Genomic DNA, 26,655 nt, shown 5'->3' with positions numbered 1-26,655 from the left:
GGGAGATCCTTCGGTCGCTTCGCTCCCTCAGGATGACACCCATACGAGAGATCCGGGTGCGACTCATGATTCAATGGCCCGTTTGTAAATCCCCTCCAGGCGTTCCACCACCCTATCCCAGGAGTAATACGACCGCATCGCCTGCCACCCGAGCCGCCCGGCGGCCGCCGCACGCTCCCTGTCTGCAAACAAACCACAGATGTGCCCGGCGAGTCTTTCGGCCGACTCTCCGATCAGAGCGGTCTCCGGTGTCATGCCTTCGATCCCCTCGATCCCAACACTCGTCGTTACGACCGGAATCCCCTGGCCCATGGCATGCAGAATTTTTACCTTCACCCCGCCGCCCGATCGGAGGGGGGCGGCGAACACCGACGAGGTGCGGAAGTGGGAGCCGATATCATCCACAAACCCCAGGATCCGTATCTGCGGCATCCGGGCTGCAAGTTCCTGAAGCTCCCGGGGAGGATTGGAACCGATGATGGAAAGGACCGCCCGGGGGAACTTCTGCAACACCAACGGAAAGATCTCACCCGCGAGCCAGAGCGCCGCTTCGGTGTTCGGGCGGTGTGAGAACGTTCCGACGAACAGGAGGCTCTCAGATTCCCTCCCGGAGTACGGGGGGAACTCCTCCGCAACATCGACCCCCCGGGGGAGATAGCTGATGTTCGTAGACGAAGTCAACCGTTCGAGCAGCATCTTATCCTGCTCCGTGACGCAGATGACCCCGTCGAACTTTCCGGTCATTCTTCTTTCATACATCGCCCAACGGCACCATTCGACGAAGGAAAGAATCTTACCAGGGAGAGAACCCGCGGATCTGAACCGTCTGTAGGCCGGGCGAAACGCCACGTCATGCGCCTGAAGGATCTGTTTTCCGCTCGCAGCGCTTCCGGCGTATTGCGCCATCTGGACCATCTCAAGCTGGACGATATCATGCGAGGATTCTGCGGTGATTCGCCCGATGAGCCGCGCCATCCGGGGATGATAGAACTTCGCGACATAGTAGGGCTGCCAGAGCAGAACGCTGCGGAGAGACTGAAGGGCTCTTGTCGCGGCCAGATACAGGTTCCACCAGACATTCGCCTGCCCCCCCTTCCCGCGGGGAACCGCGTGAAGCCGGATCGGCAGCGCACGGAGATCGCCGGCAAGTCCGAGCTCCCTTTTGTCGCAGAACGAAACCAGCGTGACTTCGTGGCGGGGCGCGATCTTCGTCAGAAGTCCGTACATGAATGCGCCCGTGCCGTGTCCCGAGAGGGGGTGCGGAAGGTAGGGGCTGACGAGGAGGATTTTCACCGTGTTCCGGAAAGGTCGGTCAGGGCGGTCAGGATCCCCTCTGTTCCTCAGAGGGGGCGAGGCTATACCTGACGATGTACCAGGCGTTCAGCATATAGCTTTTCTTCTCCTCCTTCTTCTCTTTCTGCCCTGGCGGCACCGCGAGGTACCGGACGAATCTCACCGCCAGCTTCACCCCGTGCTGCCAAGCGTAGAGCGCCCGCGTACAGAAGGAATAAAACGCCCCGTGGTGTTTCGTGAGAAACTTGTCGTAGCTGGAATAATGGAGCCGGATCTGCCGCTTCCTCACGTTGGCGAAGGAGACGCCGCCGAAGTGGATGATCCTGGCGGCGGGCACGAAGTAGGTCTTCATATGCGCTTCGTGTTTCACCCGGTAGCAGAAATCCGTATCCTCGCAGTAGCTCGTAAACGTCTCGTCGAAGAACCCGAGCCGGTCGACGACCGATTTCCGGGTCATCATGCTCGCCCCGGTCGTGTAGTCGACTTCCATCGGCTCGGTGATCGATTCGTCGGGGAGAGCGCCCCTGTTCGGAAGGTGGGCCCGGGGGAACAGGTCGTTCAGGAAAAAGGCGTCGACGAGCGCCTGGTGGAAGGAGGGAAAGACGCCGTAGGTCACCTGGCTGGTCATATCCCTGTTCCGGAGCCATGCTCCGCAGGCGGCCGCATCGGGGTGTGTTTCCAGGAACTCCATCAGGATCTTCGGCGAGTTATCGACGAGGATCATGTCGGTATTCATGATCTGAATGTAGCGCCCCCGGGCCCGGGCGACCCCCCTGTTATAGGTGCGGGTAACGCCCAGATTGCGCTCGTTGACGAGCGAGGTCACTTCGGGGAATTCCTTCGCAAGCATCTCCGGGCTTCCGTCTGTCGACCCGTCGTCGACCACAATAATCTCGTAGGTCAGACCGCGGACGTGTTCGCGGATCGACAGGAGACAATCGCGCATATAATCGCGCGTGTTCCAGTTTGCGAATACGATGGAGACATCCGGCGCGGGGGAGGAACCGCTCATCTCTCACACGCCATCGGGGCTACCACACAAATTTGTTCTTGTAGTGCTCCACCATCAGCGCAAGTTCGGTGTCGAAGTTCTTGCAGTTCGACCAGCCCAGACCCCGGATCGCGCCGTCGTCCAGCGAGTAGCGGACATCCTCTCCCATCCGGACAAAGTTCAACTGGACATACTGCTCGATCTCCGTTTTCTTTCCGAAATAGCAATGGAGCACTTTCGAGATGACCTCCTTGTTGGACGCCTCGTAGTTGCCGGAGACGTTGTAAATCCTGTTCCTCTCCCCCCGCTCGACGAGGTGAAGGATCGCGCGCGCGGTGTCCTCCGCATGAAGCCAGTTGCGAATGTAGGATCCGTCGCCGTGCAGCGGAATTTTCTTTCCGAGCGTCAGGTACTTGACCGCCTTCGGAATGAGCTTCTCGGGATACTGGTTGATCCCGTAGTTATTGGTGGGACGGATGATCGTGAAGGGGACGTTGTGCGTGCGGTGCCAGCCGAGGATCAGCATGTCCGCCGCGGCTTTGCTCGCCGAATAGGGATTGCTCGGACGGAGCGCGTCGCTCTCCGTGTGCCTGCCGGAGACGATGTCCCCGTAGACCTCGTCGGTGCTCAGATGAAAGAGGACGGGCATTTCGTAGTTCCGCTTCCCCCTGATCAGCTCGAGCAGATTTTCCACGCCCATGATATTCGTTCGCGTGAACCGCCCGCTGTCCATGATGCTGTTATCGACGTGGGTTTCGGCGGCAAAATTGAAGACATAATCGACGTCGTACATATGATCCATCTCCACGATGTCCGCCTCGAGAAAACGGAACGATTCGAAGGCCTGAAATTCCTGGAGGATGTCGAGGTGCGCGGAGTACGTTTTCTTGTCGACTCCCCACACCATCCACCCTTTCTCCAGACAGAGGCGTGTGAAATGGGATCCCATGAACCCGAGACATCCGGTGATGCAGACTACTTGCATTGAGGTGTTCCTTTATTCGTTGTTCGAGTGAATGACCGACGCCACGGGAACCGGAACGATGTATTCTCCCGAATACTTCGCCGCCTTGCATCTGCGGATGATCTCGGTTTGAAAATTCCATGCCAGCAGGAGAAGGTAATCGACGTTCGATTTCGGCAACTCGTCGATCCCGGTGATTCTCATGTGCGAGCCGGGCGCATAATACTTCCATTTTTTCGGGTTGTCGTCCACCACGACGGGAACGAGGTCGCTTCCGAGCTGGAAGAAATTCATCAACGTATTCCCCTTCGCGCTCGCGCCGTAGGCCCAGATCTTCTTGCCCTCTCCGTGAAGCTTGTTCAGAAGCTCCCGAAGCTTCAGTTTGTTCTCAAGCACCCTCTTCGCGAACGCGTCGTAGGGCGTGCGCGTCAGAACGCCGAACTCCCGCTCCCGCTTCAGGAATGTTTCGACTCGCTCGCTCACCGGGTGTTCCTTCGGCCTTCCGACGAATACGCGGACGGTCCCGCCGTGAAGGTCCTTGAAGTATTCCACGTCGAAGACGTCGAGCCCGTGCGCCCGCATCAGCGAGCGGACCGGGTGGATGGCGATGTACGAGAGGTGCTCGTGGTACGCCGTGTCGAACTCGTTCTTTTCGATGAAATCCACCAGGTAGGGGAACTCGATCAGAAAGATCCCCCCCGGCGCCATGCAGGAGTCGACTGCCGCGACGAACTCCCGCACGTCGTCGACGTGGGCGAACACGTTGGTCGCTGTGATGATCTTCGGCATGCCGAACCGGCTCACGATATCCTTCGCGACGGAGGTCGACCAGTAGGTGCAGAGCGTGCGGATCCCCGCGGCGTTCGCTTCCGCAGCGAGGTTTTCAGCGGGATCGACACCGAGGACCGTCATCCCGGACGCCGCAAACCGGGAGAGGAGGCAGCCGTCGTTGCTCGCAATGTCCAGAACGAGATCGCCCGCTTGCGCCTGGGCCCTCGCAACCGAAGTCTTCGCGAGCTCCTCACAATGGTCGCGGAAGGTCTGCGTCGTCGAGCTCACGTACAGGTAGTTCTTGAACATCAGGTCCGGATGCACGACCTTCGTGAGCTGCGAGAGGCCGCACTTCAGGCAGAGCTGCAGCGCGAGCTCCTCCGAAAATTCGGGCGAGGAAAGTTGTTCGTTCGTGAGATAGGAATTCGCCAACGGCGTAGTGCCGAGCTCGAGATACCGGTACAATTGGTCCGAGCCGCACATTCTGCAGCGATCCAGTTTTTTCGATTCCTTCATTTCAGATTCCAGTCTGTAATATTTCTCCGTATCCAGAGAGCTATCCGGCGGGAGGATATAGGATATGCCGATGTCGGCCCTGGTGCACGGTTCGACCGAATCGTTGAACTCACTTCTTACGATCTCGTAAATGCTCCGCTTCCGCCGGGTGCCGAGATTGATGATGCCCCTGAGATTTTTGTCGCGCGAGAGCTTGAAGATCGCCTTCGCAGCTTCCCGGATCGGCAGTCTTGAGGTGTATTGATCGGTGCAGGCCTTCGGAAACTTGAGAGATTCATAGAAGGAAGTCCGGACGATCAGGCTGTTATCGTAGAGCTGAACCGCCATCTCGCCGCCGAGCTTCGACCGGGAGTAACGATTGACGGGGTACAACACCGATTCCTCGGTGTACTCTCCCCTCTCGGATGGATAGACATAGTCCGAGGAGATGTAGACGAGACGGACTTTGTGGCGCATCGCCCAGAGGACGATGTTCGAAGTGCCGATGATATTCGACCGGATGTATGCTTCGTCCGCATCCTCGTTGAACTTATTGGTGACCGCGGCCGCATGGACGACCGCGTCGTACTCCTTGCCTCTGCAATACCGTTCGATGCTCTCAAACTCCCGAACATCGAGCTCTTCTCTGCCGGGAGCGTCGATCGAGGGGTCGATCCGGAGGAGTTCCTGCGCGAGGTGTCCCTTTCCCCCCGTAACCATGATCTTGAACCCCATGCCACTAACGACCCATTCCGATCATCCAATCGACGAAATTATCTGCATTCGACGCCCCTCGCGGGGGGTCGCGGGATAATGAGCTTAAAATATAGAATTAAAATCTCAAACAGACAACTTGAAACAGTTCAGCGGAGGGTCTCACGGAGGGCACATCATTTTGGCCCCTCGTTCCCACGCAGAGCGGCGGAACGAGAATGAAGATGCTGACCTGAAGCATGTCAGCATGACGAGCTCAGGAGAAGGAGGCACCACCCATCAACTCAATACTTTGCGAAGGCGTTCTGGCGCTGACGGTACTCCTGGAGGAAAAACTTGTTCTTCTCGATGCGGTTGGCGACGCGGCGCTGGTCAAACATGGGAAGGAAACTCTCGACCGAGCGAAGCATCAGGCTGGCGCGGGCGATGCCGAAGAAGACGATGGAAGCCATCCGGAACGATACGGGTCCGAGATGTTTCTTGAAGTAGAGCAGCATGCTTGTCTTGAACCGCCCGTCCACCCAGGATTCATCCTTCTGGTGGCTTCCGCCGCCGTGATGAACCGCGGAGACGCCCGGGTGGAGGACCAGCCGGCCATGTTGCGAAAGGCGGGTGCACCAGTCGACATCCTCGTAGTAGAGCACGAAGTCTTCGTCCATCGGGCCGGCGGCTTCGACAGCCGTGCGTGATACCAGCATGCATCCGCCGGGGAGCTGGTCGAGATCGGTGTCGGCGGAGCGATTCAGCGCCGCCTCATAGTACCGGGAACGCAGGTACGTGCTCTTCCGGGCGAGGGAATACAACGGCGTATAATAGAGGAAAAGCTGCATGAAGGACGGGAGGCGCAGGAAAAATTCGGACTGGAACTCGCCCCCCGGATAAAACAATGCCGGCGACGCCGCGGCGACATCCGGGTGCTCCTCCATGAAGGCAGCCAGCTTCGCAATGGAATCGGGGGTGATCAGGACATCGGGATTGAGGATAAAGAAGTATTTTCCCCGGGCTTGCTTCAGGCCGGAGTTCACTCCCCCCGCGAACATGAGGTTCCGGTCGTTCTCGATGAGCATCACCGAAGGGAATTTCTGCCGGACCATCTCGGCGCTCCCGTCGGGAGAATTGTTGTCGACCGCAATCACCTCGAGTTCGGGAGAACCCCCGCCGGAGAGCAACGACGCGAGGCATTCGTTGAGGTGGTCCCTCGTGTTCCAATTGATAACGATGGCGGAGACCAGGGGGGGTCCCGATCCCCGGTTTCCGGTCACTGTTGATCCAGACTCACAAGTTTCCTGATCCCCTCCTCCAACGTCACCGTGGGACTCCAATCCGGAAGTTTCTTCCCCTTCGTCCATGGGACCATCACCTCGCGGTCACGGTAGGGTCTGCCCCCCCACAGGATGTTTAATTTCTTTTTCGCGATCCTGCCATAGAGTCCGGCGATGGACTTCAACGTTACCGGGTTGCCCGATGAAAGCGCATACGATTCCGATCCTTTCACTTTTCCATCCCGTAATCGCTTCCCCGCGACGGCAAATGCCTGCACGACATCATCGATATAGACCAGATCGAGCAGTTGTTTGCCGGGAGACATCGCAAGCTGTTCCCCTCCGGCTGCCGCGTTCCGCAGAAGGTGAAAGAGTTTTTTTCTCCTGTCGTTCGGACCGAATGTGTCGAACAGCTTCAACGTAATCGCCCTCACGCCGTGCGCTTCCACGTAGTAGGTCAGAATCGCCTCAAACGCCTCTTTCGTGGCGGCATACAAACAGACAGGATTGTACTCTTCATCGTTATAATGCTGCCATGATGTCCCCGCATTCACCAGGAGCCGTGTCCGGCTGCCCGCCATTCCCTCCAGGACCTGCGCGCCGAGAAGAATATTGCTCTGGATCAATGGAATAATATCCTGAGGCTTGTGTTGCGCGAGATAGAGCGACGAGAGATGGAAGACGATATCCGGCTCGGCCTCCTCGAAGCACTGCAGGACGCTCCCGGTCGAGCCGTCGTAATAGTGAGGATGCAGTTTCCCGAATACCTCCGAGAGGGAAGAAAACTCGGGAAGTTCCGACCGGAGAAGGACATGCACCCTCCATCCCTCCCGCACGAGGAACCTCGTGAGGTTCGACCCGACGAAGCCCGTCGCTCCCGTCAGCAGAGCCACCCGCTTACTCACGTTCGGATCCGCGATACACAAACGGACTCTTGAAATTCTTCAGCAGCGGGAAGCCTTTGTCCCGGTCGGACACGATCGGGTCGGGATCCGGCCAGGAGAACGAGACCGAATCCCACCGGATGCCGGTGTCGTGTGCCGGAGAGTACAACGCGGTGGTTTTATAGATGAGTGTGGCATGCTCGCTCTGGACGTAGAACCCGTGCGCCACGCCCGCAGGAATGTGCAGAATATTTGCCTTCGTGGAATCGAGTGTAAATGCTTCGCAGGTCCCATAGGCCGGGCTGCCGAGTCTCAGGTCCAGGATGACGTCCAGGACGCTGCCGGAAACGCAGTAGACCATCTTCTCGCACGCCTTCGGCGGAATTTGAAAATGCAATCCCCGGAGGACCCTTCTGTGGGAAATAGAGTAGTATTCCTCGACAAAATGCGATTCAAGCTTGTGCTTCGCAAAGACGTCCTCCCGGAAGGTCTTGACAAACACACCCCGCGCGTCTCCGGCCACAGCCGGAATGATCTCGTAACAACCGGGAGTTTTTGTCTCTTGTAGTTGCACGGTTTCCTTTACGGCGACCGGCGCGGCCGGCGGGCCGGGGGGAGGGGTGATACTTCCATTTCAGCTCAAGCCGGTATTCAAGTTCCTGCCCATTCTACCTTGCTTCCCGCCGCCTTCCTCACGTAGTCATTGATCTGGGCGACACGAGAGTCATAGGTGCTTGCTGTCTTGAACCCGGCCTGATATCCCTCCACTGTACGCTCCACGGCTTCGGAAAAGCTGAGCACGGGAGACCATCGGAGAAAATTTACCGCCTTCGATACGTCCAGATTCAATAAATGGGCTTCGGGGGCCTCCTTACCCTCCCGTTCAATGGAGTACGACCCCTTCCCGGAGAGCCTGATCATCTCTTCCACCAGTTCCAGCACGGTATGCTGGGACACCTCGGCCGGTCCGAAATTCCAGCCGCCGCAGAACTTCTTTCCCCCGGTCAACAATTTCGAGCAGAGCATCAGGTAGCCGCTCAACGGTTCGAGCACGAATTGCCAGGGGCGCACGGAGTCCGGATTTCGCAACCGGAGTGCTTTCTGTTCCTTGACGGCCCTGAAAAAGTCGGCAACGATCCGGTTGGGCGCCCAATCACCCCCGCCGATCACGTTCCCTGCGCGAGCCGATGCGAGATTGCACGGATGTTGTTCGAAAAAAGACTTCTGATACGCGTTGGCGACCAGCTCCGCGCAACCCTTCGACGCGCTATACGGGTCGCTCCCGCCCATCGGATCGTTTTCCCTGTAACCCCAGATCCAGTTGTTGTTCTGGTAACACTTGTCGCTGGTCACGTTCACAAGTGCCCGCACGCTCCCCGCGGTCCTCGCCGCTTCGAAAAGATTTACCGTGCCCATCACATTGGTTTCGAACGTCCCCTGCGGCTCCCGGTAGGAATCCAGCACGAGAGACTGGGCGGCGAGATGGAAGATGACATCCGGCTGAATCTTGTGGATGGATCGCGTAAGCGCCTCGCGGTTTCGTATGTCGCCGTCGGTGTGGCGCACCTTCTTGTCGAGAGCGGAAGTGACATAGTTATCGGAAGCCGACCTGGGGGGAAGGGAAAAACCGTAGACCTCGGCGCCCAATTCGTTTAACCAGAGGGCGAGCCAGGATCCCTTAAAACCCGTGTCTCCCGTGACAAGAACTTTCTTGCCGGCAAATACGCCTCCGAAGGGACTCACGCCGGTCAGGCCCACACCTTCCAGGGGGCGCTATGGGTATTCCAAAGACTTTCGAGATGAATCTTGTCGCTCAATTTGTCCATGGGCATCCAAAATCCGTCATGGCGGTAGGCCCCGAGTTGGTGATCCTTTGCGACCTGCTCGAGGGGGGTCCTCTCGAAGATCGTCGCATCGTCGTGAAGATAGTCGAAGATCGCCGGCTCGAGCACAAAAAACCCGGCATTCACCCACGAGCCGTCTCCGGCCGGTTTTTCGTGAAAATGCGTCACGCGCTGGGAGGAATCGATCGTCAGCACGCCGAAGCGGCCGCCCGGTTGCGCGGCGGTGATCGTTGCGAGCGTCTTCTTTTTCGCATGAAGCTCCGCCAGGGCGCGGATGTCGATGTCCGCCACCCCGTCGCCATAAGTCATCATGAACCGCTCGCAGCCCACAAACGGCTTGATGCGGAGAATGCGCCCGCCCGTCATCGTCGCCTCGCCGGTATCGACCAGCGTGACTTTCCACGGCTCGGAGACACTGCTGTGAATCTTTACGTCGTTCTTCGCAAGATCGATCGTCACGTCGGACTGGTGCAGGAAATAATTGGAAAAATATTCCTTGATCATGAATCCCTTGTACCCGAGACAGATGATGAATTCGTTGTAACCGAAATGGGAGTAGATCTTCATGATATGCCAGAGGATCGGCTTCCCGCCGATCTCGACCATCGGTTTCGGTTTTGTCTGCGTCTCTTCGCTCAAACGATTCCCGTACCCGCCCGCAAGGATGACCACTTTCATACGCTCAGGCCTCTTGTCTGAAGAAACTGGCGGAAGGTCTCATGGATATGATCGAGTTGGTTCTGTTTGAGTCCGTGGTGACACCCGAGCAAGACACCCCCCCGCATGACCTGGTCGGCGTTGGGATACCCGGCCTTGTTCTTCCGGCAATTGATTCCCGCGAATCCGGGTTGCCGGAGGATGTTGCCCGTGAAGACGGTTCGCGTCTGGATATTCCGCTCCTCGAAGAAGATCTGAAATTCGCGGCGCGTAAACGGGGCTCCGTTCCGGATCGTGAGCGGGAACGCGAGCCATCCGGTCCGGGATTCCGGTTGCTGCTTCGGAAGAATCAGGTATTCTTCATACTTCCCGAAGAATTTCAGATGGGCTGCAAAATTCCTGTTCCGGATGTCGATATTCTGCTCGAGGTGGTCGAGCTGCACCAGACCAAACGCGGCGCCGATTTCCGAGGGCTCGAAATTATATCCGATCGCCGAGAAGACGAACTTGGCGTCGTACGGGATTCCCTCCAGGTTCACATTGAACCGGTTTTCGATCTTCTCCGACTCGACAAAGAGGGACGAGCTCCGGCCCCAGCTCCGGAGGAGTTTCGCCCGCGTGGCAAATTCGTCGTTGTTGAGGCAAAGCATCCCGCCGTTCCCCGCGCAGTTGATGACGTGCGATCCGTAAAAACTTGTGGTGCTTGCGTCGCTCCGGCAACCGGTGCTCCTGGCTCGAAGCGTGCCTCCGAGCGTGTCCGCGGAATCTTCGATCACAAGAAGCGAATGTTTGTCCGCTATGCCGCGGATCGCGTCCCAATCCGGCATGTTTCCGATCAGCGAGGGGATCATCACCGCCCGGGTTGTGGGCGTGACCATTTCCTCGATCAGGGCTGAGTCGATATTGTAGGTTCCCTCCCCCACGTCGACAAAGCTCGGAACGAGCCCGTTCTTCACCTGGGGCGCGACCGTTGTGGAGAATGTCAGCGCGGGCGTTATCACCTCCGCCCCGGGGGGCAATCCGAGCACTTCGAGGGCAAGGTAGTTTGCGGACGATCCCGAGTTCACCATCAGCCCGTATTTTTTTTCAAACAGGGCGGCGATCCGCTTCTCGAACTCCCTCACATTCGGCCCCATTTGTGTGGACGAACGAAGCACGCGCACGACGGCCGCGATTTCTTCCTCCCCGTGGACTGTCTGGCCGTATGGGACGTAAAGGAAATCTTCTTTACTCATCTGCCTAATTCATGTGAGAATATTGATAACGTAAAGAATTATGATTATACTTGCAACTATACTTCCGCTCAAGCGTTCTCACATTCACTTTCGCAGGCCGATGGATCCGCAAGCCCCGGGCGTTGCAGTCGTACTCCTCAGCTGGAACGGGATCGGACTCATCGCTCCCTGCCTCAGTTCTCTCCTGGAACAAACCTACCGCAACTACCGGGTGCTCTTCGTCGATAACGGTTCGACGGACGGATCGGCGGATTTTGTGAGATCGACGTTTCCCGGAGTTGAGGTGCTCGCGCTCACTCCCAACTGCGGGTTTGCGAGGGGGAGCAATCTCGGGATCGCCGAAGTCCTGAAGGACCCGTCGGTGCAGTATGTCCTCCTGCTCAGTATCGACACGCGCGTTGACGCACATTTCATTGCGGAACTGGTGGACGCCGCCGGGTCCGATGAACGGATCGGTTCGTGCCAGGCGAAGACTCTCCTCATGGATACCCCAACGATCATTGACGCCGTCGGGATTACCTTCGATAAGAACGGGGATCCAATCCAGCTCGGCTGGCAGGAACCGGATAACGGGGCCTACGACCGGAAGATGGAAGTATTCGGGGCAAATGCCGGTGCGACGCTCTACCGTGCCTCGATGCTCAGGGAGATTGAATTGTTCGACGAAGATTTCTTCATGTATTATGAGGATGTCGACCTGGTCCTGCGGGCGCGGCTCGCCGGTTGGAAATGTTTCTTCGCCCCGAAGGCGATCGTCTATCACAAGCACTCCCACGCCTACGGCAACACCTCGCCGTTCAAGGAATACCTGTTGAACAGGAACCGTTATTTCTATGTCGTCAAGGATTTGCCCCCCGCGATGGTCTCGATCTTCCTGATGAGGAGAGCCAGAGACCTTGCCGGATTGATCTTCAGGCTCGCGATCCGGGCGGCGCTCTTCGACAGAAAGGGAATGGGGTTGCAGGCTTCACGCATCAGGCCCCACCTCCACGCGATCGCAAAGTTGCCGGCGATGTTCAGGAAGAGGGGGCGGATCAGGTCAAAACGGGTGATTTCAGATCGAGACCTCGCTGGCTGGTTTGTCCCCTCACGATGAGAAGCGTACGAGTTTTTGGACCTTCGTCAGCAGATAGTTGTTGACGAAGAGTTCCCTATCGACCTCATCGAAGTAGCGGTTCCGCAGGATACCCCACCCGTAGGTCCCCGCAAAGATCACCGCTTCCACCGACAGAATGATCAGGTAGGGCAGCCTCCCCCCGTAGTTCGCCGAACCGAAGAAGAGCGTATTCGCGACCCAGAGCACCGAACAGCCCGCAAGCGAAATAAGGAAGGGTGAAATCATGATGGACGAGGCGAACGCACGAAGAGGCACCTGGATGTGCCCGTGAAACTTCACCAGGAAGTAGGCCGGCCCCACGATGAGCGAGAGCGTGCTTGCCACGGCGATCCCATAGATGCCGAAGAAATATCCCAGAATCACCACGAGCACAAGGTTTGCGACCGTTGTCACGATCGCGGAATGCCATTGAAAGTCCGGCTGGTTCATCCCCGCCGCGGCGGCGGCCCCCACACCCACCAGGACGTTGCAGAGGTAGCCCGCGATCAGAATCTGTGAGATGTTGGCGGACATGTCGTAGCCCGGCCCCACCCAGGCTCTCATAATCATGTGGGCGGTTGCGGCGAGAAAAAACATCAGGGGGATGCTTACCACCGCAAGATACTTCGTCCCCCGCGCGTACATCTCGAGAAGCTTCTTACGGTCGTTCAGCGTATGCAATTCCGAGGCGGCGGGAAGCAGCGAGGAGAGAAGAAGAAGGGGAAGGTCCCTGATGCGCCAGACGATCTGGGATCCGATCTGATAGAATCCGACCACCGTGATACCCGAGAAGTAGGAGACGATCGTCTTGTCCGCCTGGAAGGTGATCAGGTCGGAAAACTTCGCAAATTGAATCTTCAGACCGAAACCCAGGAGGCGTTTGACGGTCTTGCTTGAAAACAGGAAAGGATTGAATCGCAGCGATGCGAGATTTCTCTTTGCATAGAGGAACGTGATGAGAAGACCGCTCACGGATGAAATCAGGCTCGTCCACATGAGTCCGTCCAGCTTCAGGCCGGACCGCAGCAGCACAACGGTTCCAACCACGTTCGGTATCGTGACCACGATCGCGATCTTGTTGACGAGCGCGATCCTCTGAAGCCCGAGCAGGACCGAGCTAAATCCGCTGAGGGCCGTCGAAAGGAGGAAGATCACAAGGGTCCCGTAATAGGCCGTGACCGCATCCGGATATGCAATCGGGTCGATGTTGAGGAGCGAGAAGATCGGACCGCGGGCAAAGAATGCGATGAGGGAGACCGGAAGGGCCAGCAGGAGATAAAATACGAACCCGGAGTTTACGATGCGGTTAATTTCGTCGCCGTCCCCCTTCGTAAACGCCTCGGTGATGAACCGGGTGAACGAAACACCGATTCCAAAATCAAGAAGGGCAAAATATCCCACAAGGATCGAGAGGAGCGCCCAGATTCCGAAACGATCGATACCGATCTTGGAGATGATGTACGGGACGAGGACGATATTTACCGCTATCGTCCAGGTACGCCCCAGGATGGAATAGAGAGTATTCCGGATGATGGTGTTGCGGATCGGGGGCGACATCGAGCGTCAGGACCTGCCGTCGAGGAGACTCCGAAAGGTGCTATCGAGCTGGTCGATGCATTGAGTCCTCTCAAGGTTCAGCAGGGCGAGCTGCTTGACGACTGCGTCTTTCTGATCGGCGGGGACATCCTCGAAATCGTAGACGCGTTCCTGTACGTGCCACAACCGGCAGTTGACGTCGGCAAGCCGCCCGAATACCTCGGCGACTCCTCCCTTCACTTCATCGAAATCGTTTCCCTCTTTCCTGTAAACCTTATTGGAGGCGAATGTCAGGCGCTCCGGAGGAATCCGGCCTGCCAGGGCGGCGGCCACAAACTCGTCGATCTCCTCAAGAAGCTGCTTCTCCTGGGCGGTGAGACTTTTTTGTTTATGTTCCTCTTCGGCATGCCATTGTTTCAGCTTGACAATGGTGAGTTTATCGCAGAGGGATCCGAGTGTTTCGGGCATAATCTGGCATCAAGGTAAGAAAATTGAAAAGAAATGCCAAACCCCGAAAGACCGTAGTGCCGCAGTTTCACCTTCTCTCGTCATCCCGACATGTTTTAGGTCGGGATCTTTATAAAAGAGTTGAAAGATGCTGACCAGGAGCATGTCAGCATGACGAGGTGGAGAGACCTTCGGCCAAATTGAGACACCACCTGAAAGACGGTGCGGGCGAGGCATGCCCCGCCCTTACTTTATCAGAACCATCTTCTTTGACTCGGTGAAATTCCCCGCGGTCAGCCTGTAAAGATAGACTCCGCCCGGCAATCCCGAGGCGTCGAACCTGATTGATTTATACCCGGGTGACTCTTCTTCCTGGACAAGCGTCGCGACCTCAACACCGAGCATGTTGAAGACCTTCAGTGAAACGAATCCCCTTCCCGGAAGCGCATATTCGATGATCGACGAAGGGTTGAACGGGTTCGGATAGTTCTGTCCGAGTGAATAGCGATCGGGGATACCATTCTGGTCATTCACCCCCGCGACGATAATGTTGACCTCATTCGAGTAACCGCTCTCGTTGCCGGCATGATCGCTGGCTGACACCTTGTAGTAGTATTCGGCACCCTTACTGACATCGGGGTCAAAATACTGGTCATTTGTTACTGTCGCGATCGGCTGACCCGCTTTCGGGTCAAAGTTCGGCGTCGTGCTGCGGTACACGTCAAAGTGATCGAAATCGGGATCGAGATTCGGCGCCCAGGAGAGAACGACCTCGCCGCCGCCTTCTGCCACGATCTGAGTGGCGGAGAGCCCCGACGGGTTCGCAGGCGCAAGATTATCGACCGAGTATCCGCTGTCCGGTAGGGAAACGAAGTAAACGTTCGGATCCGATGTATGGGCGGCTACACGGAAGATGAACCTGTGAATCCCGCTCGCCGTCGAATCTTCGAGTGTGGGAACAACCGTTTGATACTGTCGCAGCTGGATCGCCGGAACGCTTGTGACGTAATCATAGTTCAGCAACGTGCTATCCGAGAGCAGGCCTTCAGGCAGATCCCTTTTCTTCGCGGTCCGATTCGAGCCCGATGAAGATTGTCTCCATATGCTGTATGAGAGAATTTGGGGGATTGCACCGGAAGCATCGAAGGGAGATTTTTGCCACTTGATGCGCACCTGTTTACCCTGATCGGACGGAATATCCGAAACGGAAACGATGTCAAATGACGTCTGCGCCGTGCTGAAAACCCACGCGGCCCCGACTTGATTATTATCGTACTCTCCGCCGACGATGATCGTGCTTGCATCCGCAGAGATATCGACTGTGTTTCCAATATTTGAATTGGAATTTCCGCCAACTCCGATCAGCTTGTTTCCATACTGACTCCACACACCCGCGGAGCGCTTGAAGACGAACGCTGCTCCGATTCCCCCATTATCAAGGGGAGCCCCGGCGACGGCGGTATTCCCGTCCGCCGAGATCGAGACCGAACGGCCCAGCTGTGCCAGTCCGATCGCGCCCGAACCCACGAGTTTGTTTCTCTGCTGGCTCCAGACGCCGGCTGTGCGGGTGAACACCCACGCGGCCCCCTTGCCGCCGTCGTCAAGATAACCGCCGACGATTGCGGTGTTGCCGTCGGCGGAGAGTGCGATATTAACACCCTGTTGACCGCCTCCGACTCCGCCGCTCCCGACCAGCTTTCCCCCTTGTTGATGCCACACCCCGTCGACCCGGATGTATGCCCATGTCGCGCCCGTGAAGCTGCTGTCGTGACTCCCGGAAACGATCGCCGTATTTCCGTCATCAGAAAGTGAGACGCTCTCCCCTTGAAAGGCTGATCCGGCATCGTCGGCTCCGACAAGCTTCGATCCCTGCTGCGTCCAGACTCCGCCGCTTTGTGTGTAAACCCAGGCCGCCCCCCGATAATTCGAGTCGTTGTACCCGCCCGTGATGACTGTGTTTCCGTCGCCTGAGATTGCCACGGAAACGCCCTGCCAGGCATTACCGGCCGCGCCCGTCCCGATGAGCTTGTTCCCCTGTTGCACCCAGACGCCGCCGATACGCTTATAGATCCAGGAAGCTCCCACTCCCCCGTTATCCACGTACCCGCCGATGATTGCAGTACTTCCGTCCGTGGCCAGAGAAACAGAAACCCCCTGCCGTGAAGGGTACACTGCGTCCGTCGCCAGAAGCTTGCTTCCGATTTGGCTCCATACCCCGCCTACCCTTTCGTATGCCCAGGTCGCCCCGCTCGCGCCATTGTCGGCGTAGCCCCCCACGAGCGCGACATTGCCGTCCCCGGAAATCGAGACATGATGCCCCTGGTAGGACGTTCCGATCGAGCCGGTACCGACGAGCTTAGGTCCTTGCTGGAAATATTGAGCCTGCGTAGACTGAGTTGCCACACAGATGAGAAGCGCAATTGGGATACAAATGCGGTGGATCATGGGAACATCCTTTCTTGGGCGAAAAAAATTCGGACAAATGAAAATAGTGCTCCAGGTCTGCTTCACCGATCCTTTATCGCTCAATGCGACAAAGATCTTCGAGCCTCTACATAACAGGGTTAAGAATAGAACGGATCAGATGATGGGGGAACTTCACTTTCCACTCCCGGAAATACTCAACTGCTGGAAGCTACGGAAGGCGAACGTCAATGTCAAATACTGTTCGATCGGGGTCGAACCGGCCCTCTCAGTACTTGAAATGCGCGGAATTGGGGGAATTGAGCCATTGATCAAGAGTCTGAGCGGCGGCGTCTTTTGCGGAAAGAATGGGATTCGTAACCGGCCACTTGATGCCGATTGAGGGGTCGTTCCACACGAGTCCCCCCTCGGTCTTATTATTGTAGATGCCCGTACACTTATACTGCACCTCGGCGAAATCCGAGAGCGCGCAGAATCCCCGGGCGAATCCTGCCGGCGCCCAGACCTGCTTCTTGTCCTGGGCGGAGAGTTCCATACCGGTCCACTGCCCCAATGTCGGAGAGCCCTTCCGGATATCGACCGCCACGACAAACGCCCTGCCGAACGTGACGCGCATGAGCTTTCCGATCGGAGGATCCCACTGAAAATGGAGCCCGCGTATCACATTCTTGGCGGAGCGGGAATGATTGTCCTGGGGAAAAGTAGTGGGGAGTCCCAGCTCGCGGAACACGTCTTCTCTGTAAGACTCCAAGAAGAAACCGCGGTCGTCCTGGAAGAACTCATGCGCGAGCACGACGAGGTCGCGAAACTGCCGGGATTCAACTTTGACTTGCATGGATATCCTGAAGAGATAATTTCGGTTGCACGGCACATATCGTGCACGCGCGAGGGAAAATAGCCAAAATCGGAAAGAAGTACAAATTATTAGAATGCAACGGAAAGCGGCCGCAGAGCGGCCGAAATATGCGTTCCCACGCAGAGCGTGGGAACGAGAAGAAAAGACCGCAGCCTGAAGGCTGCGGCTACCGATGCCTCGAAGATACCGGAAGCCGGCCGAGGGCTTTGAGGAAACCTTTTGCCAGCGCGCCGACCGTCGCAAAATTTCCTTTCAGCAGTTGTCCGATCACGAAGAGGATCGCGAGTCCGCCCACGCACCAGGGGATCGTCAGCCAGTGGTACCACCTGGCGTACCGCTTCATGAAGATCATGTTGTGCTCGACTTTGAGACGGGTCTTCATCGCCGACATCCCGCCGCCGCTGAAGGCGGAAACCTTATGCCAGAGTTTCGCCTGCGGGACATAGACGAGCCGGAACCCCGCGCGGCGCGCGCGTTGGGAAAGGTCGGCGTCTTCCGAATATCCGGGAGAATACACCGGATCGAACAGACCCACGCGCTCCAACACCTCCCGCCGGATCAGCATCGCGCACCCGGTGATGTATCCTGTATCCTCGACACGGTCGTACTGGCCCGAATCCCGCCGCCCCACCCCGCGGTGCGACACGATGCCGGTCCAAAAGTTGACCTCCCCCCCGGCGTACCAGAAGATCTCCGGGCGCGAGTGGTAGTAGATCTTCGGCGCGAGCATGCCGATCGCGGGATCCGACTCGGCAACCTTCATCATCTCGGAGAGCATGTCCGGGTGGACCACGATATCGTTGTTGAGAAGAAGTATCCATTCCGCCCCTGCGTCGAGCGCGTATTTCATCCCGACGTTGTTCCCTTCGCCGAAACCGAGATTCGCGCCGTTCTCGATCAGCATGACATCCGGGTATCCTTCCCGCACGGCCGCCTGGCTTCCATCCGTCGATCCGTTATCGACGACGATAAGCTTGAACGCCGGGTAGGTCATCCGCCCGAGTGAGTCGAGAGCTTCGCGCACGAGCTCGCGCCCGTTCACGTTCAGCACGATGCAAAAAACGGTGGGATTGCGGGCCGCCACTGGATGTTACCCGGCGCTGCCCTGGAGGATATCGACGATCCGCTGTGCGGCCTTCCCGTCGCCATAGGGATTCGACCGCATCGACATCTGGCGGTATTCGGACGGATCGGAGAGGAGCTTCTGGGCCGTCCGGACGATCTGCATCCGGTCCGTCCCGACGAGCTTTGCCGTCCCGGCGTCGATCGCCTCGGGACGCTCGGTCGTCTTGCGGAGCACGAGGACCGGTTTGCCGAGGCTCGGAGCCTCTTCCTGGACCCCGCCGGAGTCGGTAAGGATGAGATACGACTTGTTCATAAGCTGGACGAACGGCCGGTACTCCATCGGTTCGATCAGGTGGACGCGCGGAACGTTCGACAGGATTTCCTGCACGGCCTTCCGGACATTCGGATTCGGATGGACGGGGTAAATCAGCTCGACGTGGGGGTTTTTCTCGACCAGCTCCTTGCAGGCGGAAAAAATCTCCTTCATCGGCTCCCCGAAATTTTCCCGGCGATGCGACGTCAGGAGAATCACCCGCCGGTTCTTGAAGTCGATGGAACCCAGCATCGCGTCATCGAACCGGTAGTCTTGATCGACCGTCATGAGCAGCGCGTCGATCACCGTATTGCCCGTGACGAAAATGTGTTCCGGCTTGATCCCTTCGGCGGCAAGGTTGCGTTTCGCCCATTCGGTGGGTGCGAAATGGTACTCGGTCAAACGCGTCGTCAACTGCCTGTTGAGTTCTTCGGGGTAGGGGTTCATCTTATCCCACGTGCGGAGCCCCGCCTCCACGTGGCCCACCGGTATTTTCAGATAGTAGGCGGCGAGACTCACGGCGAACGTGGTGGTCGTATCCCCCTGGACGAGCAGGACGTCCGGTTTTTCCTTGAGAAGCACCGGCTTGATCCCGTTCAGCACGGCGGAGGTCACATAGAAGAGATCCTGGTCGTGCTGCATGATATCGAGATCATGGTGCGGATGGATGTCAAAGACATCGAGGATCTGGTCGAGCATCCCCCGGTGCTGGGCCGTCACGATCACGACGTGATCGATCCCCCTCCGTTCGAGCTCCTTGACCACGGGGGCCATCTTGACGGCTTCGGGGCGCGTTCCAAAGACGACGGCCGGCCTCACTTATTTCCCGGATACAAGTTCTTCAATCTTCTCCGTAAAATGCTTCCAGGAGTATTTCTTTTTCTCATTCCTGACGTTCCCGGCCATTCGTTCTTCCTGGTTCTCCGTGTAAAACTTCCCGATTGCGGCGGCGAGCGCGGCCGGGTCGTTGGGCGGGACGAGAGACCCCGTCGTCCCGTCGACGACGACCTCCGCCAGGCCTCCGACGCTCGTGGCGATCACCGGCTTGTCGAAATTGTACGCGATCTGGGCGATGCCGCTCTGGGTCGCGGAAAGGTACGGCAACACGACGGCGTCGGCGGCGCTGAAATAAACTGCGACGTCCTCATTCGGGAGGTAGCCGGTGACGAACCGGACGGACGACTCGAGCTTCAGATCCCGAACCCGGTCGCGGTACTGAGGCTCCGGGTCGTAGAATTCCCCGACGATGAGGAGGAGGATCTCGCCTCCTCCGGATTCTCTTAACCGCGCCATCGCTTCGATCAACACCATCAGCCCTTTGTACCGCCGGACATAACCGAAATACAATATGACTTTTTTCGCGGTAATTCCCAACGAACTCCTCGCCTCTTCCTTCGACCGGGGAGTCCCGAAATTCTCATAGACGGGATGCGGGACCTTGCGATACTTCGAACCCGGGAAGAGCTCCGTCAATTCACGCTCGACCGTATCGGATTGAACGATGAAATAATCCGCCTGGCGAAAGGCGTACCGCGTGAAGAGAATATCGCCGGGGCGGCGCTCATGCGGGATGATGTTGTCGCAGATAAAAAGCACCTTCGTCCGCGAATTTCGCTTCGAACACCGCGCGATCGTTCCGAAACAGGGCCCGAAAAAAGGAAGCCAGTATTTGAAAATAAGCAAGTCGGGCTGTTCCCTGCGAATCATCCTCCCGACCCGGATCCAATTCAAGGGGTTGATCGAATCGACGAGGCGCGGCGAGGGGGGCGTGTCCGATGGCCCTGCGGGTTCATCCTGCGTCGTCCCGGGGAAGAAGATCTTCGGATATTGGCGCTTGAACGTGATCGTTCGTACTTCGTGGCGGCCGCCGAGTTCACGGGCAAGCAGTGCGTTGAAATGCGCGATGCCCCCCCGGAGGGGATAGGCGGTGCCGACAATGACGATCTTCATCCGTTCATCCTCTCACTCACGGGGCCCCAGATTGATTTCCTCCAGTGTCCCGACAATCAGGGCCGAGTCTGCCCGGGTGTAGAGAAGGTATCTCAGGTAGTTGATTTTCTCGGCGATCATGAGGCCGTCCAGATCGATCACCTTTCCCGGGTTGATGTTCTCATTGTAGTACGTCATAAAATCGACGGCTCCGTCGAGGTTGCCGGTGTGCAGGGAGACTCCTGCCAGCGCTTTGATTGCGGAGGCGTTGTACGGGTCCTCACCCAAAGATTTCGTATAGTACTCCGCCGCCTCCGTAAAACGGCCGTCGAGATAGAGCACGTCGGCCAGCTTATGGGAGAGAAACCCCAATTCCATGTCGGGGGTCGATTTCAGCGGCTCAAGTTTCTTCAGGACATCCATGCGATCGCGGATTTCGGAAGCGCGGTCCGGCTCGTATTTGGCGCCGACGTTGAGCAGATACGCCGATCCGAGGTAGTAGCTCCCGAACGCCCACACCCCCAGGCTCCGCAAACGCTCTCCGGCCTTCATCGGATCGGAGTTGACGTAAAACATGCTGCAGGAGAGCAACCCGAGCGCCAGAGAGATTCCCACGACGCTCCTTGAAAACGAAGAATCCTTCAAACGGTCGAACAAGTCCTTCGTGAGGGCGATCGCAAAGAAGCAGACGGGGGCCGCGGCCAGGGAAAGGAGGTCCCAGTCGCGCTCCGGCGTCAGGAGAGGGTTGACCGTCGAATTGAACAGCATGAAATAGAACGCCGCCAGTCCGAAAAAGATCATCCGCGGGGTGTTCCACTTGATCTGACGAAAGAAAACGATCCCGAGCAGAAGGACCACGACTGCTCCCGGTGAAACCGTGAGGAGGAACTCCTGAACGATATCCGAAAAATGGCTCGGTGTGAGCAGGGTGTAATTGTGCGGCGGCAGGTAGACGTTGCTCATGGGCAGGAAGATCTTCTCCCCCCGTTCCACGCGGTCGCCGACGATCATCCGGTTTGCCTTGAACCAGAAAAAGTAGGCGAGCGTCCCCGCGACCAGCGTGAGGCCGACCGCGGCGAGAACCGTCCGGGGCTGGATCCATTTCCTGAACCGGGGGTCCTTCTGCGATTTCGAATAGAAAACGAGATAGAGAAGCGCGGGGAGAAGGAGCACCATGCCCGTATGGAGGCGGGTCCCGATCAGGAAGACGATCACACAGAGGGGCAGAGACTTCCGGCCGTCGAAAAACTTCCAGGCAAGGATCAGAAACAATACGATGCCGAGGTAGACAAGCGTGTAGTCTTCGACGTGCCCGAAGAACAATTGGTTCGCCCCGCAGGTCAGGAATGCCACAAGGAAGAGCAGCTTCCAGTTCGACGGCCCTTTGGCGGTCAGCGCCGTATAGGAGACAAGAATGAGGAACAGACCTCCGGCCACGGAACTGACGATCTGGAACACAAACCGTTGATCGAGACCGAAGATCTGCGCGATCGACTGATGGATCAGCCGGGTGAGGGGTTCCTGGAGCTCGTTCGATGTCAGGTCGAGTTTGAAGAGATCGGCCGGTGTGAATTGCCGGTTGGCAAGAAGGGTCAGAAGCGTGCGCGAATCTCCGTACATGTCGGTGGAGATCCTGAACTGAAAACATGCAAGCGCTGCGGCCGCACCCGCCGCCAGCAGGACCGGTACCAACACGACCGTCCGGACCGTGTCCGGCCTGAGCAGAGATTCGAGCCTGGGAACATAGAGAGAACTGATCCACGGGAGAGCCAGCGCCACAGCGATCAGCAGGAGGGCCAGCCTTACCCCGGCCTCGATGAACGCCAGCTGATGAACGCCCCAGAGAAACGAATCGGGATAGAGCGAAGCGACCGCGTAGAGCAGCAGAAAGAGCGCAAACAGGACGAAGGAGACGCGAGTCAATGACGCGGCCATCCGCCGATCGTCGGGCTGGCGCTGTGTGCCGCCGGGCTGCCCGGGTTTTGCCTGCGCGCCGGGACTCAATCTCGCACCCCGAAGGGCCTCCGGTCGACTTCGATGCGCGTCAGGCTGTCTCCGGAAAAGAGCCAGCCGGACATCTGTTTTTTTCGGGGCTTGAACGAAATCCGTCCTGTCCGTCTCTCACCCCGCTCGGTTTCGACTCTGTAGTTGAACGCGACCGAACTATCCGAGGTGTTCGAGAAAACCCACTCGAAGATGTTCTGCCTTGACTTTCTGTCGATCCCCCACACGCGCCATTGAACCTGTATGGCGGGAAGATTGGCAGGCCGGATCGGTTCGGACCAGTTCTGCGCGAAGGCCAGGGACGGAACGATCAGAAGGAATACAAGGGGCAGGAATCGGGGGACTCCGGCGGGGAGATCCTTCGGTCGCTTCGCTCCCTCAGGATGACAAGTTGAAGCTCCCTCGGGATGACATTCGCCTCCATGCTCATTCGCTGCGGGCACGCTTTCTCCTCTGTGCAATGAATGAGAGAGCCAGCCCGCCGGCGGACAAGCAGAGCGCCGACGATGTTACCAGGAGACCGTCGTGATAACTCCGGGGCTCAAACCGGACCTCCACCCGGTGGGCCCCGCTCTTCACCGGGATCGCCCGGAGATTCCAGTCGGCGCGGTAGATCGGCGCCTTCCCGCCGTCGATCGTCGCCTGCCAGCCCGGATAGAAGATCTCGCTGAGTACCAGCAAACCGTCCTTCGGTGAGTTCACGCTCAGGATGATCTCGTCGAGACCATATGACGTGATCGCGGCACTCCATCCCGCGCCGTAGGCCGTATCGGCAGGCAATCCAGCCGGCTCCTCTTCGAGGACGACGATGCGGGACGGGTCGAACTCCGGGCCGGTCATGAAGGACTTCACGTCGCTTTCCGCCGGGAGGACTTTCGCCCTGTAGACCATGTACGCGCGGGGAAGATACGTCGTCGATCGGATCATTCCCGCCGTCTTGTCCTGCTCGTTCAGTTTAATCCGGTATTTTGCGTTGAGCAAATCGCACGTCTGATCCCAGTCGCGCGCGGCGGGAAAAATCCGCTGCAGCGCTAGCGGTGTGTACCCCTCCATCATAAACACCCTGTCGACCATCCCGAGATTGCGGTCGAGCAGCATCGCCTGGCCGAGACGGGAATTGATCCGGAAGTACTCCTGCTTCCCCTCCTCCTTCAGCAGGTCGATGATGTTGGAAGAGCGGGAATAATACTCGTCGGGATTCGTTTCGCCGTTGTTCTGATCGAAGGCAAAAATGTTAATATCGACGCACTGGAGTGCGAACAACGCGCCGAGAGCCGCCAGCCAGGAGATCGCGCGCCGGCAGGCAAGCAACATGATTCCGGTGAGGATCACGAGTATGACCACCGCGGACGTCACACCGGACATCGCGACGCTGTGGACCTGGGCCAGCTCCTGCGCGTTGCGGCCGCGCTCGAACGTCCCCGACACGCCGATCAGCCAGAGGATAATGGCCGCCGCCCCTATCCACAGGATCTTCTTCTGCAGACGGGCGGGCTGCGACAGCTCCAGCTCGAAGAGGTGCTGCAATCCGAAGGCGCTCAAGACGCCGGCGGCAAAGGTGAAGTAAAAGACCATCCGGCCCGGAACGCGGAACTTGTCAAATCCGGGGACAAGGTTGAAAAAAAACGAATGGAGGAAAAAATTATCTCCGAGCGCGTAGAGAAGCCCGAAAAGGGCGATCCCGGTCAGAAACCGCACATACCGTTCCTTCCTGAAGAGCGCCATCGCCGCGCACACCGCCATCAGGCCCGCCGCACCGATGTACATGGCGGTCTCCCAGTACTGCCAGTAGAGCCCCGAAAGCCAGAAGGTGGAACCCGTCGCGCCGCTCGTACCGAAGAACTTCGGAGCAAGAAACGTCAGGAGCTGCGCCCATGAGAGCGAGCCTTCGGCGGACTGCGCAAACGAAATCTCCGCGCGCGCGGACAACGACGCGAGTTCCCTTGTGGGGAGCAATTGCACCGCCGTGAGCGCAAGCGAGAGGACGATCATGCCCGCCCCGAGCGGAATCATCCGGAGAGCGCTCTTCGCGCCCGCGCTTTTCATGGCTCCCAGAAACTCGAAGCAGAAGTAGAGGAAGAGAAGCATGAACACATAGAGCGTAAACTGGGGAGATCCCGCCAGGACGGCATGCCCGAGAACGAGTGCCGCGCCGATCATGTAGCCGGCGGACAACCGAAGGAGCGAACGGCGAAAGAGCAGGACGACAAGGGGAAGCCATGCCACCTGGCAGACGAACGTTTCGTGAATGACCTGCATGATCATGAAACCGCTCAGCGCATAGACGACCCCCCCGAAGAGGGCGAAGACCCTCTGCACCCCGAGGTCCTTCGACAGATAATACATGCAGACGCCGGCGATCACGTAGTGGAGGACGATCACCACCTCGAGCCAGTAGAACGGGAGACGGCCGGAGCTGACGAACAACGTGAGCAGCAGATTCGGAAGATAAAACACGGCCGTCTGGATGTCCGCCTGGAACGGCATCCCGTTGAAGGTGAACGGGTTCCAGAGCGGCAGCTGACCGTTGTTCATCGAGACCGCCGCAAAATTACGAAACGGGTAGTACTGATAGATGAAATCCTCCCAGAAGAACGCTTTCTGAAGGAGGATGTCGCGGAAGAAGAACGCTACGAGGAGGGCGATCGTGAGGACCGCGTGCCAGTCTTTGACCGGAAGGTTCGGCCGTGGCTGCGGTTTGACAGGTTTGGAACTACCCATTTACACTCTTGGCACCCTGGCGGCGGCCGGCGGGCGACCCAGGAGCCTTATGCACGATTCGAAGACCGTGTCGACCGAAAGGTACTGCATGCAGTTGTTCGGGCAGACGGGCGAGTAGTAGCAGTTGCACTCGAAGTCGGGTTCGAGAATTTCTCCCCGGCCATAGAGCTCGAACTCGTACTTATTGAAAATATTATTGAAGAGCACCATTTTCTTCTTCAGACCGATCGCCAGGTGCATCGCCATCGTCACGGCCGTCACGATCAGCTCGCAACGGTCCATCTCGCTCATGAACTGGCGCAACGGAAAATGGCCGAGATAGAGGGCACCGCTCTGCTTTGCGAGACGCAGGTTCTTCGCATGCTCCTGTTCCCCCCCGAGAAGAAGCGGGAGGTACCCGGCTTTCTTGAGCTTGCGGGCGAGCTTGACCCACGATGCGTCGGGCCAGAGCCTTGAAGTCCACCTCCCCCCGCAACCGGTGTTCAGGCCGACGATGCGCTTCTTCGCCGGGAGTTTCCACTTGTGCTCCTCGAGAGGGGGCATGATATATTCCTCGCCGGAAAACTGAAATCCGCAGATCTCGAACGTTTCCTCCTGGTAGCTCTTCCGGTTCAGTTTGCTCCAATCGTCGAACACCCCTGTGAGGTATTTGGGCTCCGCCGCCTCGTCGATCGGCTTGCAGACGCCGTTCGCGAGCGTGAACCCCTTTTTCCGGTTCGCGGAGAGGCCCGCGCAGAGTGCCCCCGCTTCGCGGTCCTTGTCGAGACAGTAGATCACATCGAAGCGGACGTTGTGGAGCACTTCGAGATTCTGCGGGGTGAATGTGAGGATGCGATCGATGCCCGAAGGAAGGATTTCGGGAGTGTGTGTCAGCCACCAGATTTCTGCGGCGGGCTCGACTTCCTTCAGTTTCTTCAGCAGCGGCGTCGTCCGGATGACATCGCCGATCGCCCCGAGCTTGATGATGAGAACTTTTCTTCCGGTCCGGTCGTAGTAGCGGCAATCGTCACCCGCCTCGTCGATGCAGTGAACGCCGTGCTCCTTATGCGGTTTGCACGGAACGTCACCGCGGAAGTGGCGGCAATCGAACTTGAGGTCTTTCATGGAGGGTTTCATGGGTCGAAGGATCGGGCAAACCTCCGGGCGATCGCAGA

Annotated in this window: 22 protein-coding genes; 1 reads left to right on the top strand and 21 read right to left on the bottom strand. The window is 58.0% G+C overall.

Translation table 11 applies throughout. The features are described 5' to 3' along the window. Nucleotides 1–63: 63 nt before the first annotated feature. The 10 genes from VI215_11010 to VI215_10965 all read right to left on the bottom strand — a co-directional run bounded on the left by VI215_11010 (nucleotide 64) and on the right by VI215_10965 (nucleotide 11,110). Nucleotides 64–1,293: a glycosyltransferase family 4 protein gene (locus VI215_11010; protein HEY6192839.1), complete on the bottom strand. Its 1,230-nt coding sequence runs from the start codon at nucleotides 1,291–1,293 to the stop codon at nucleotides 64–66. Between the two features lie 28 nt (nucleotides 1,294–1,321). Further along, the gene (locus VI215_11005) at nucleotides 1,322–2,305 is read right to left on the bottom strand and encodes a glycosyltransferase family 2 protein (protein ID HEY6192838.1); all 984 of its coding nucleotides are present in this window, start codon (nucleotides 2,303–2,305) and stop codon (nucleotides 1,322–1,324) included. 19 nt (nucleotides 2,306–2,324) lie between these two features. Beyond that, nucleotides 2,325–3,269, bottom strand: a complete 945-nt coding sequence (locus tag VI215_11000) for a GDP-mannose 4,6-dehydratase (protein HEY6192837.1) — start codon at nucleotides 3,267–3,269, stop codon at nucleotides 2,325–2,327. Nucleotides 3,270–3,281: 12 nt separating this feature from the next. Continuing rightward, complete coding sequence (locus tag VI215_10995) at nucleotides 3,282–5,249, bottom strand: sugar nucleotide-binding protein (protein ID HEY6192836.1); 1,968 nt, start codon at nucleotides 5,247–5,249, stop codon at nucleotides 3,282–3,284. Nucleotides 5,250–5,512: 263 nt separating this feature from the next. Then, nucleotides 5,513–6,490: a glycosyltransferase family 2 protein gene (locus tag VI215_10990; GenBank protein ID HEY6192835.1), complete on the bottom strand. Its 978-nt coding sequence runs from the start codon at nucleotides 6,488–6,490 to the stop codon at nucleotides 5,513–5,515. Further along, a complete protein-coding gene (locus VI215_10985; GenBank protein HEY6192834.1) occupies nucleotides 6,487–7,395 on the bottom strand; it encodes an NAD(P)-dependent oxidoreductase in 909 nt (302 codons plus the stop codon). Before VI215_10985 ends, VI215_10990 begins: the two co-directional genes overlap by 4 nt. Next, nucleotides 7,388–7,948: a dTDP-4-dehydrorhamnose 3,5-epimerase family protein gene (locus VI215_10980; protein HEY6192833.1), complete on the bottom strand. Its 561-nt coding sequence runs from the start codon at nucleotides 7,946–7,948 to the stop codon at nucleotides 7,388–7,390. Before VI215_10980 ends, VI215_10985 begins: the two co-directional genes overlap by 8 nt. A 77-nt stretch (nucleotides 7,949–8,025) precedes the next feature. Continuing rightward, the gene (gene rfbG, locus VI215_10975) at nucleotides 8,026–9,132 is read right to left on the bottom strand and encodes a CDP-glucose 4,6-dehydratase (GenBank protein ID HEY6192832.1); all 1,107 of its coding nucleotides are present in this window, start codon (nucleotides 9,130–9,132) and stop codon (nucleotides 8,026–8,028) included. Beyond that, on the bottom strand, nucleotides 9,123–9,896 hold the full coding sequence (gene rfbF, locus VI215_10970) for a glucose-1-phosphate cytidylyltransferase (GenBank protein HEY6192831.1): 774 nt from the start codon (nucleotides 9,894–9,896) through the stop codon (nucleotides 9,123–9,125). The genes rfbG and rfbF overlap by 10 nt, the downstream gene beginning before the upstream one ends. After that, nucleotides 9,893–11,110 (bottom strand): DegT/DnrJ/EryC1/StrS family aminotransferase, encoded by a 1,218-nt coding sequence (locus VI215_10965; protein ID HEY6192830.1) that lies wholly within the window; start codon nucleotides 11,108–11,110, stop codon nucleotides 9,893–9,895. Before VI215_10965 ends, rfbF begins: the two co-directional genes overlap by 4 nt. A gap of 100 nt (nucleotides 11,111–11,210) precedes the next feature. Here VI215_10965 and VI215_10960 point away from each other — a divergent pair, with 100 nt between their 5' ends. Further along, nucleotides 11,211–12,206: a glycosyltransferase family 2 protein gene (locus VI215_10960; protein ID HEY6192829.1), complete on the top strand. Its 996-nt coding sequence runs from the start codon at nucleotides 11,211–11,213 to the stop codon at nucleotides 12,204–12,206. Here the strand turns inward: VI215_10960 and VI215_10955 are convergent. The 11 genes from VI215_10955 to VI215_10905 all read right to left on the bottom strand — a co-directional run bounded on the left by VI215_10955 (nucleotide 12,198) and on the right by VI215_10905 (nucleotide 26,605). Next, entirely contained in the window at nucleotides 12,198–13,763 is a 1,566-nt protein-coding gene (locus VI215_10955; GenBank protein ID HEY6192828.1) for an oligosaccharide flippase family protein, read from the bottom strand. The genes VI215_10960 and VI215_10955 overlap by 9 nt on opposite strands. A 6-nt stretch (nucleotides 13,764–13,769) precedes the next feature. Continuing rightward, nucleotides 13,770–14,210: a hypothetical protein gene (locus tag VI215_10950; GenBank protein ID HEY6192827.1), complete on the bottom strand. Its 441-nt coding sequence runs from the start codon at nucleotides 14,208–14,210 to the stop codon at nucleotides 13,770–13,772. Nucleotides 14,211–14,435: 225 nt separating this feature from the next. Beyond that, nucleotides 14,436–16,634, bottom strand: a complete 2,199-nt coding sequence (locus VI215_10945) for a T9SS type A sorting domain-containing protein (protein HEY6192826.1) — start codon at nucleotides 16,632–16,634, stop codon at nucleotides 14,436–14,438. Between the two features lie 247 nt (nucleotides 16,635–16,881). Beyond that, nucleotides 16,882–17,448 carry a dTDP-4-dehydrorhamnose 3,5-epimerase gene (gene rfbC, locus VI215_10940; GenBank protein HEY6192825.1) on the bottom strand — a complete coding sequence of 189 codons (567 nt, stop codon included), beginning with the start codon at nucleotides 17,446–17,448 and terminating at the stop codon, nucleotides 16,882–16,884. A 187-nt stretch (nucleotides 17,449–17,635) separates the two neighbouring features. After that, nucleotides 17,636–18,553 carry a glycosyltransferase family 2 protein gene (locus VI215_10935; GenBank protein ID HEY6192824.1) on the bottom strand — a complete coding sequence of 306 codons (918 nt, stop codon included), beginning with the start codon at nucleotides 18,551–18,553 and terminating at the stop codon, nucleotides 17,636–17,638. A 6-nt stretch (nucleotides 18,554–18,559) separates the two neighbouring features. Next, nucleotides 18,560–19,666 carry a UDP-N-acetylglucosamine 2-epimerase (non-hydrolyzing) gene (wecB, locus tag VI215_10930; protein ID HEY6192823.1) on the bottom strand — a complete coding sequence of 369 codons (1,107 nt, stop codon included), beginning with the start codon at nucleotides 19,664–19,666 and terminating at the stop codon, nucleotides 18,560–18,562. Further along, complete coding sequence (locus VI215_10925) at nucleotides 19,667–20,797, bottom strand: glycosyltransferase (GenBank protein HEY6192822.1); 1,131 nt, start codon at nucleotides 20,795–20,797, stop codon at nucleotides 19,667–19,669. Between the two features lie 12 nt (nucleotides 20,798–20,809). Next, nucleotides 20,810–22,780: a tetratricopeptide repeat protein gene (locus VI215_10920; protein HEY6192821.1), complete on the bottom strand. Its 1,971-nt coding sequence runs from the start codon at nucleotides 22,778–22,780 to the stop codon at nucleotides 20,810–20,812. Then, nucleotides 22,777–23,223, bottom strand: coding sequence for a hypothetical protein (locus tag VI215_10915; protein ID HEY6192820.1), 447 nt, complete (start codon nucleotides 23,221–23,223; stop codon nucleotides 22,777–22,779). The genes VI215_10920 and VI215_10915 overlap by 4 nt, the downstream gene beginning before the upstream one ends. Continuing rightward, nucleotides 23,207–25,501, bottom strand: coding sequence for a YfhO family protein (locus VI215_10910; GenBank protein ID HEY6192819.1), 2,295 nt, complete (start codon nucleotides 25,499–25,501; stop codon nucleotides 23,207–23,209). The genes VI215_10915 and VI215_10910 overlap by 17 nt, the downstream gene beginning before the upstream one ends. Then, nucleotides 25,502–26,605: a glycosyltransferase family 9 protein gene (locus tag VI215_10905; GenBank protein ID HEY6192818.1), complete on the bottom strand. Its 1,104-nt coding sequence runs from the start codon at nucleotides 26,603–26,605 to the stop codon at nucleotides 25,502–25,504. It lies immediately after the preceding gene. Nucleotides 26,606–26,655: the final 50 nt, after the last annotated feature.

The sequence above is a fragment of the Bacteroidota bacterium genome, from assembly GCA_036522515.1.
GTDB lineage: Bacteria > Bacteroidota > Ignavibacteria > UBA10030 > SZUA-254 > VBOC01.
The sequence above is the reverse complement of the archived record's forward strand: the minus strand, read 5'-3'. Positions and strand labels throughout refer to the sequence as shown.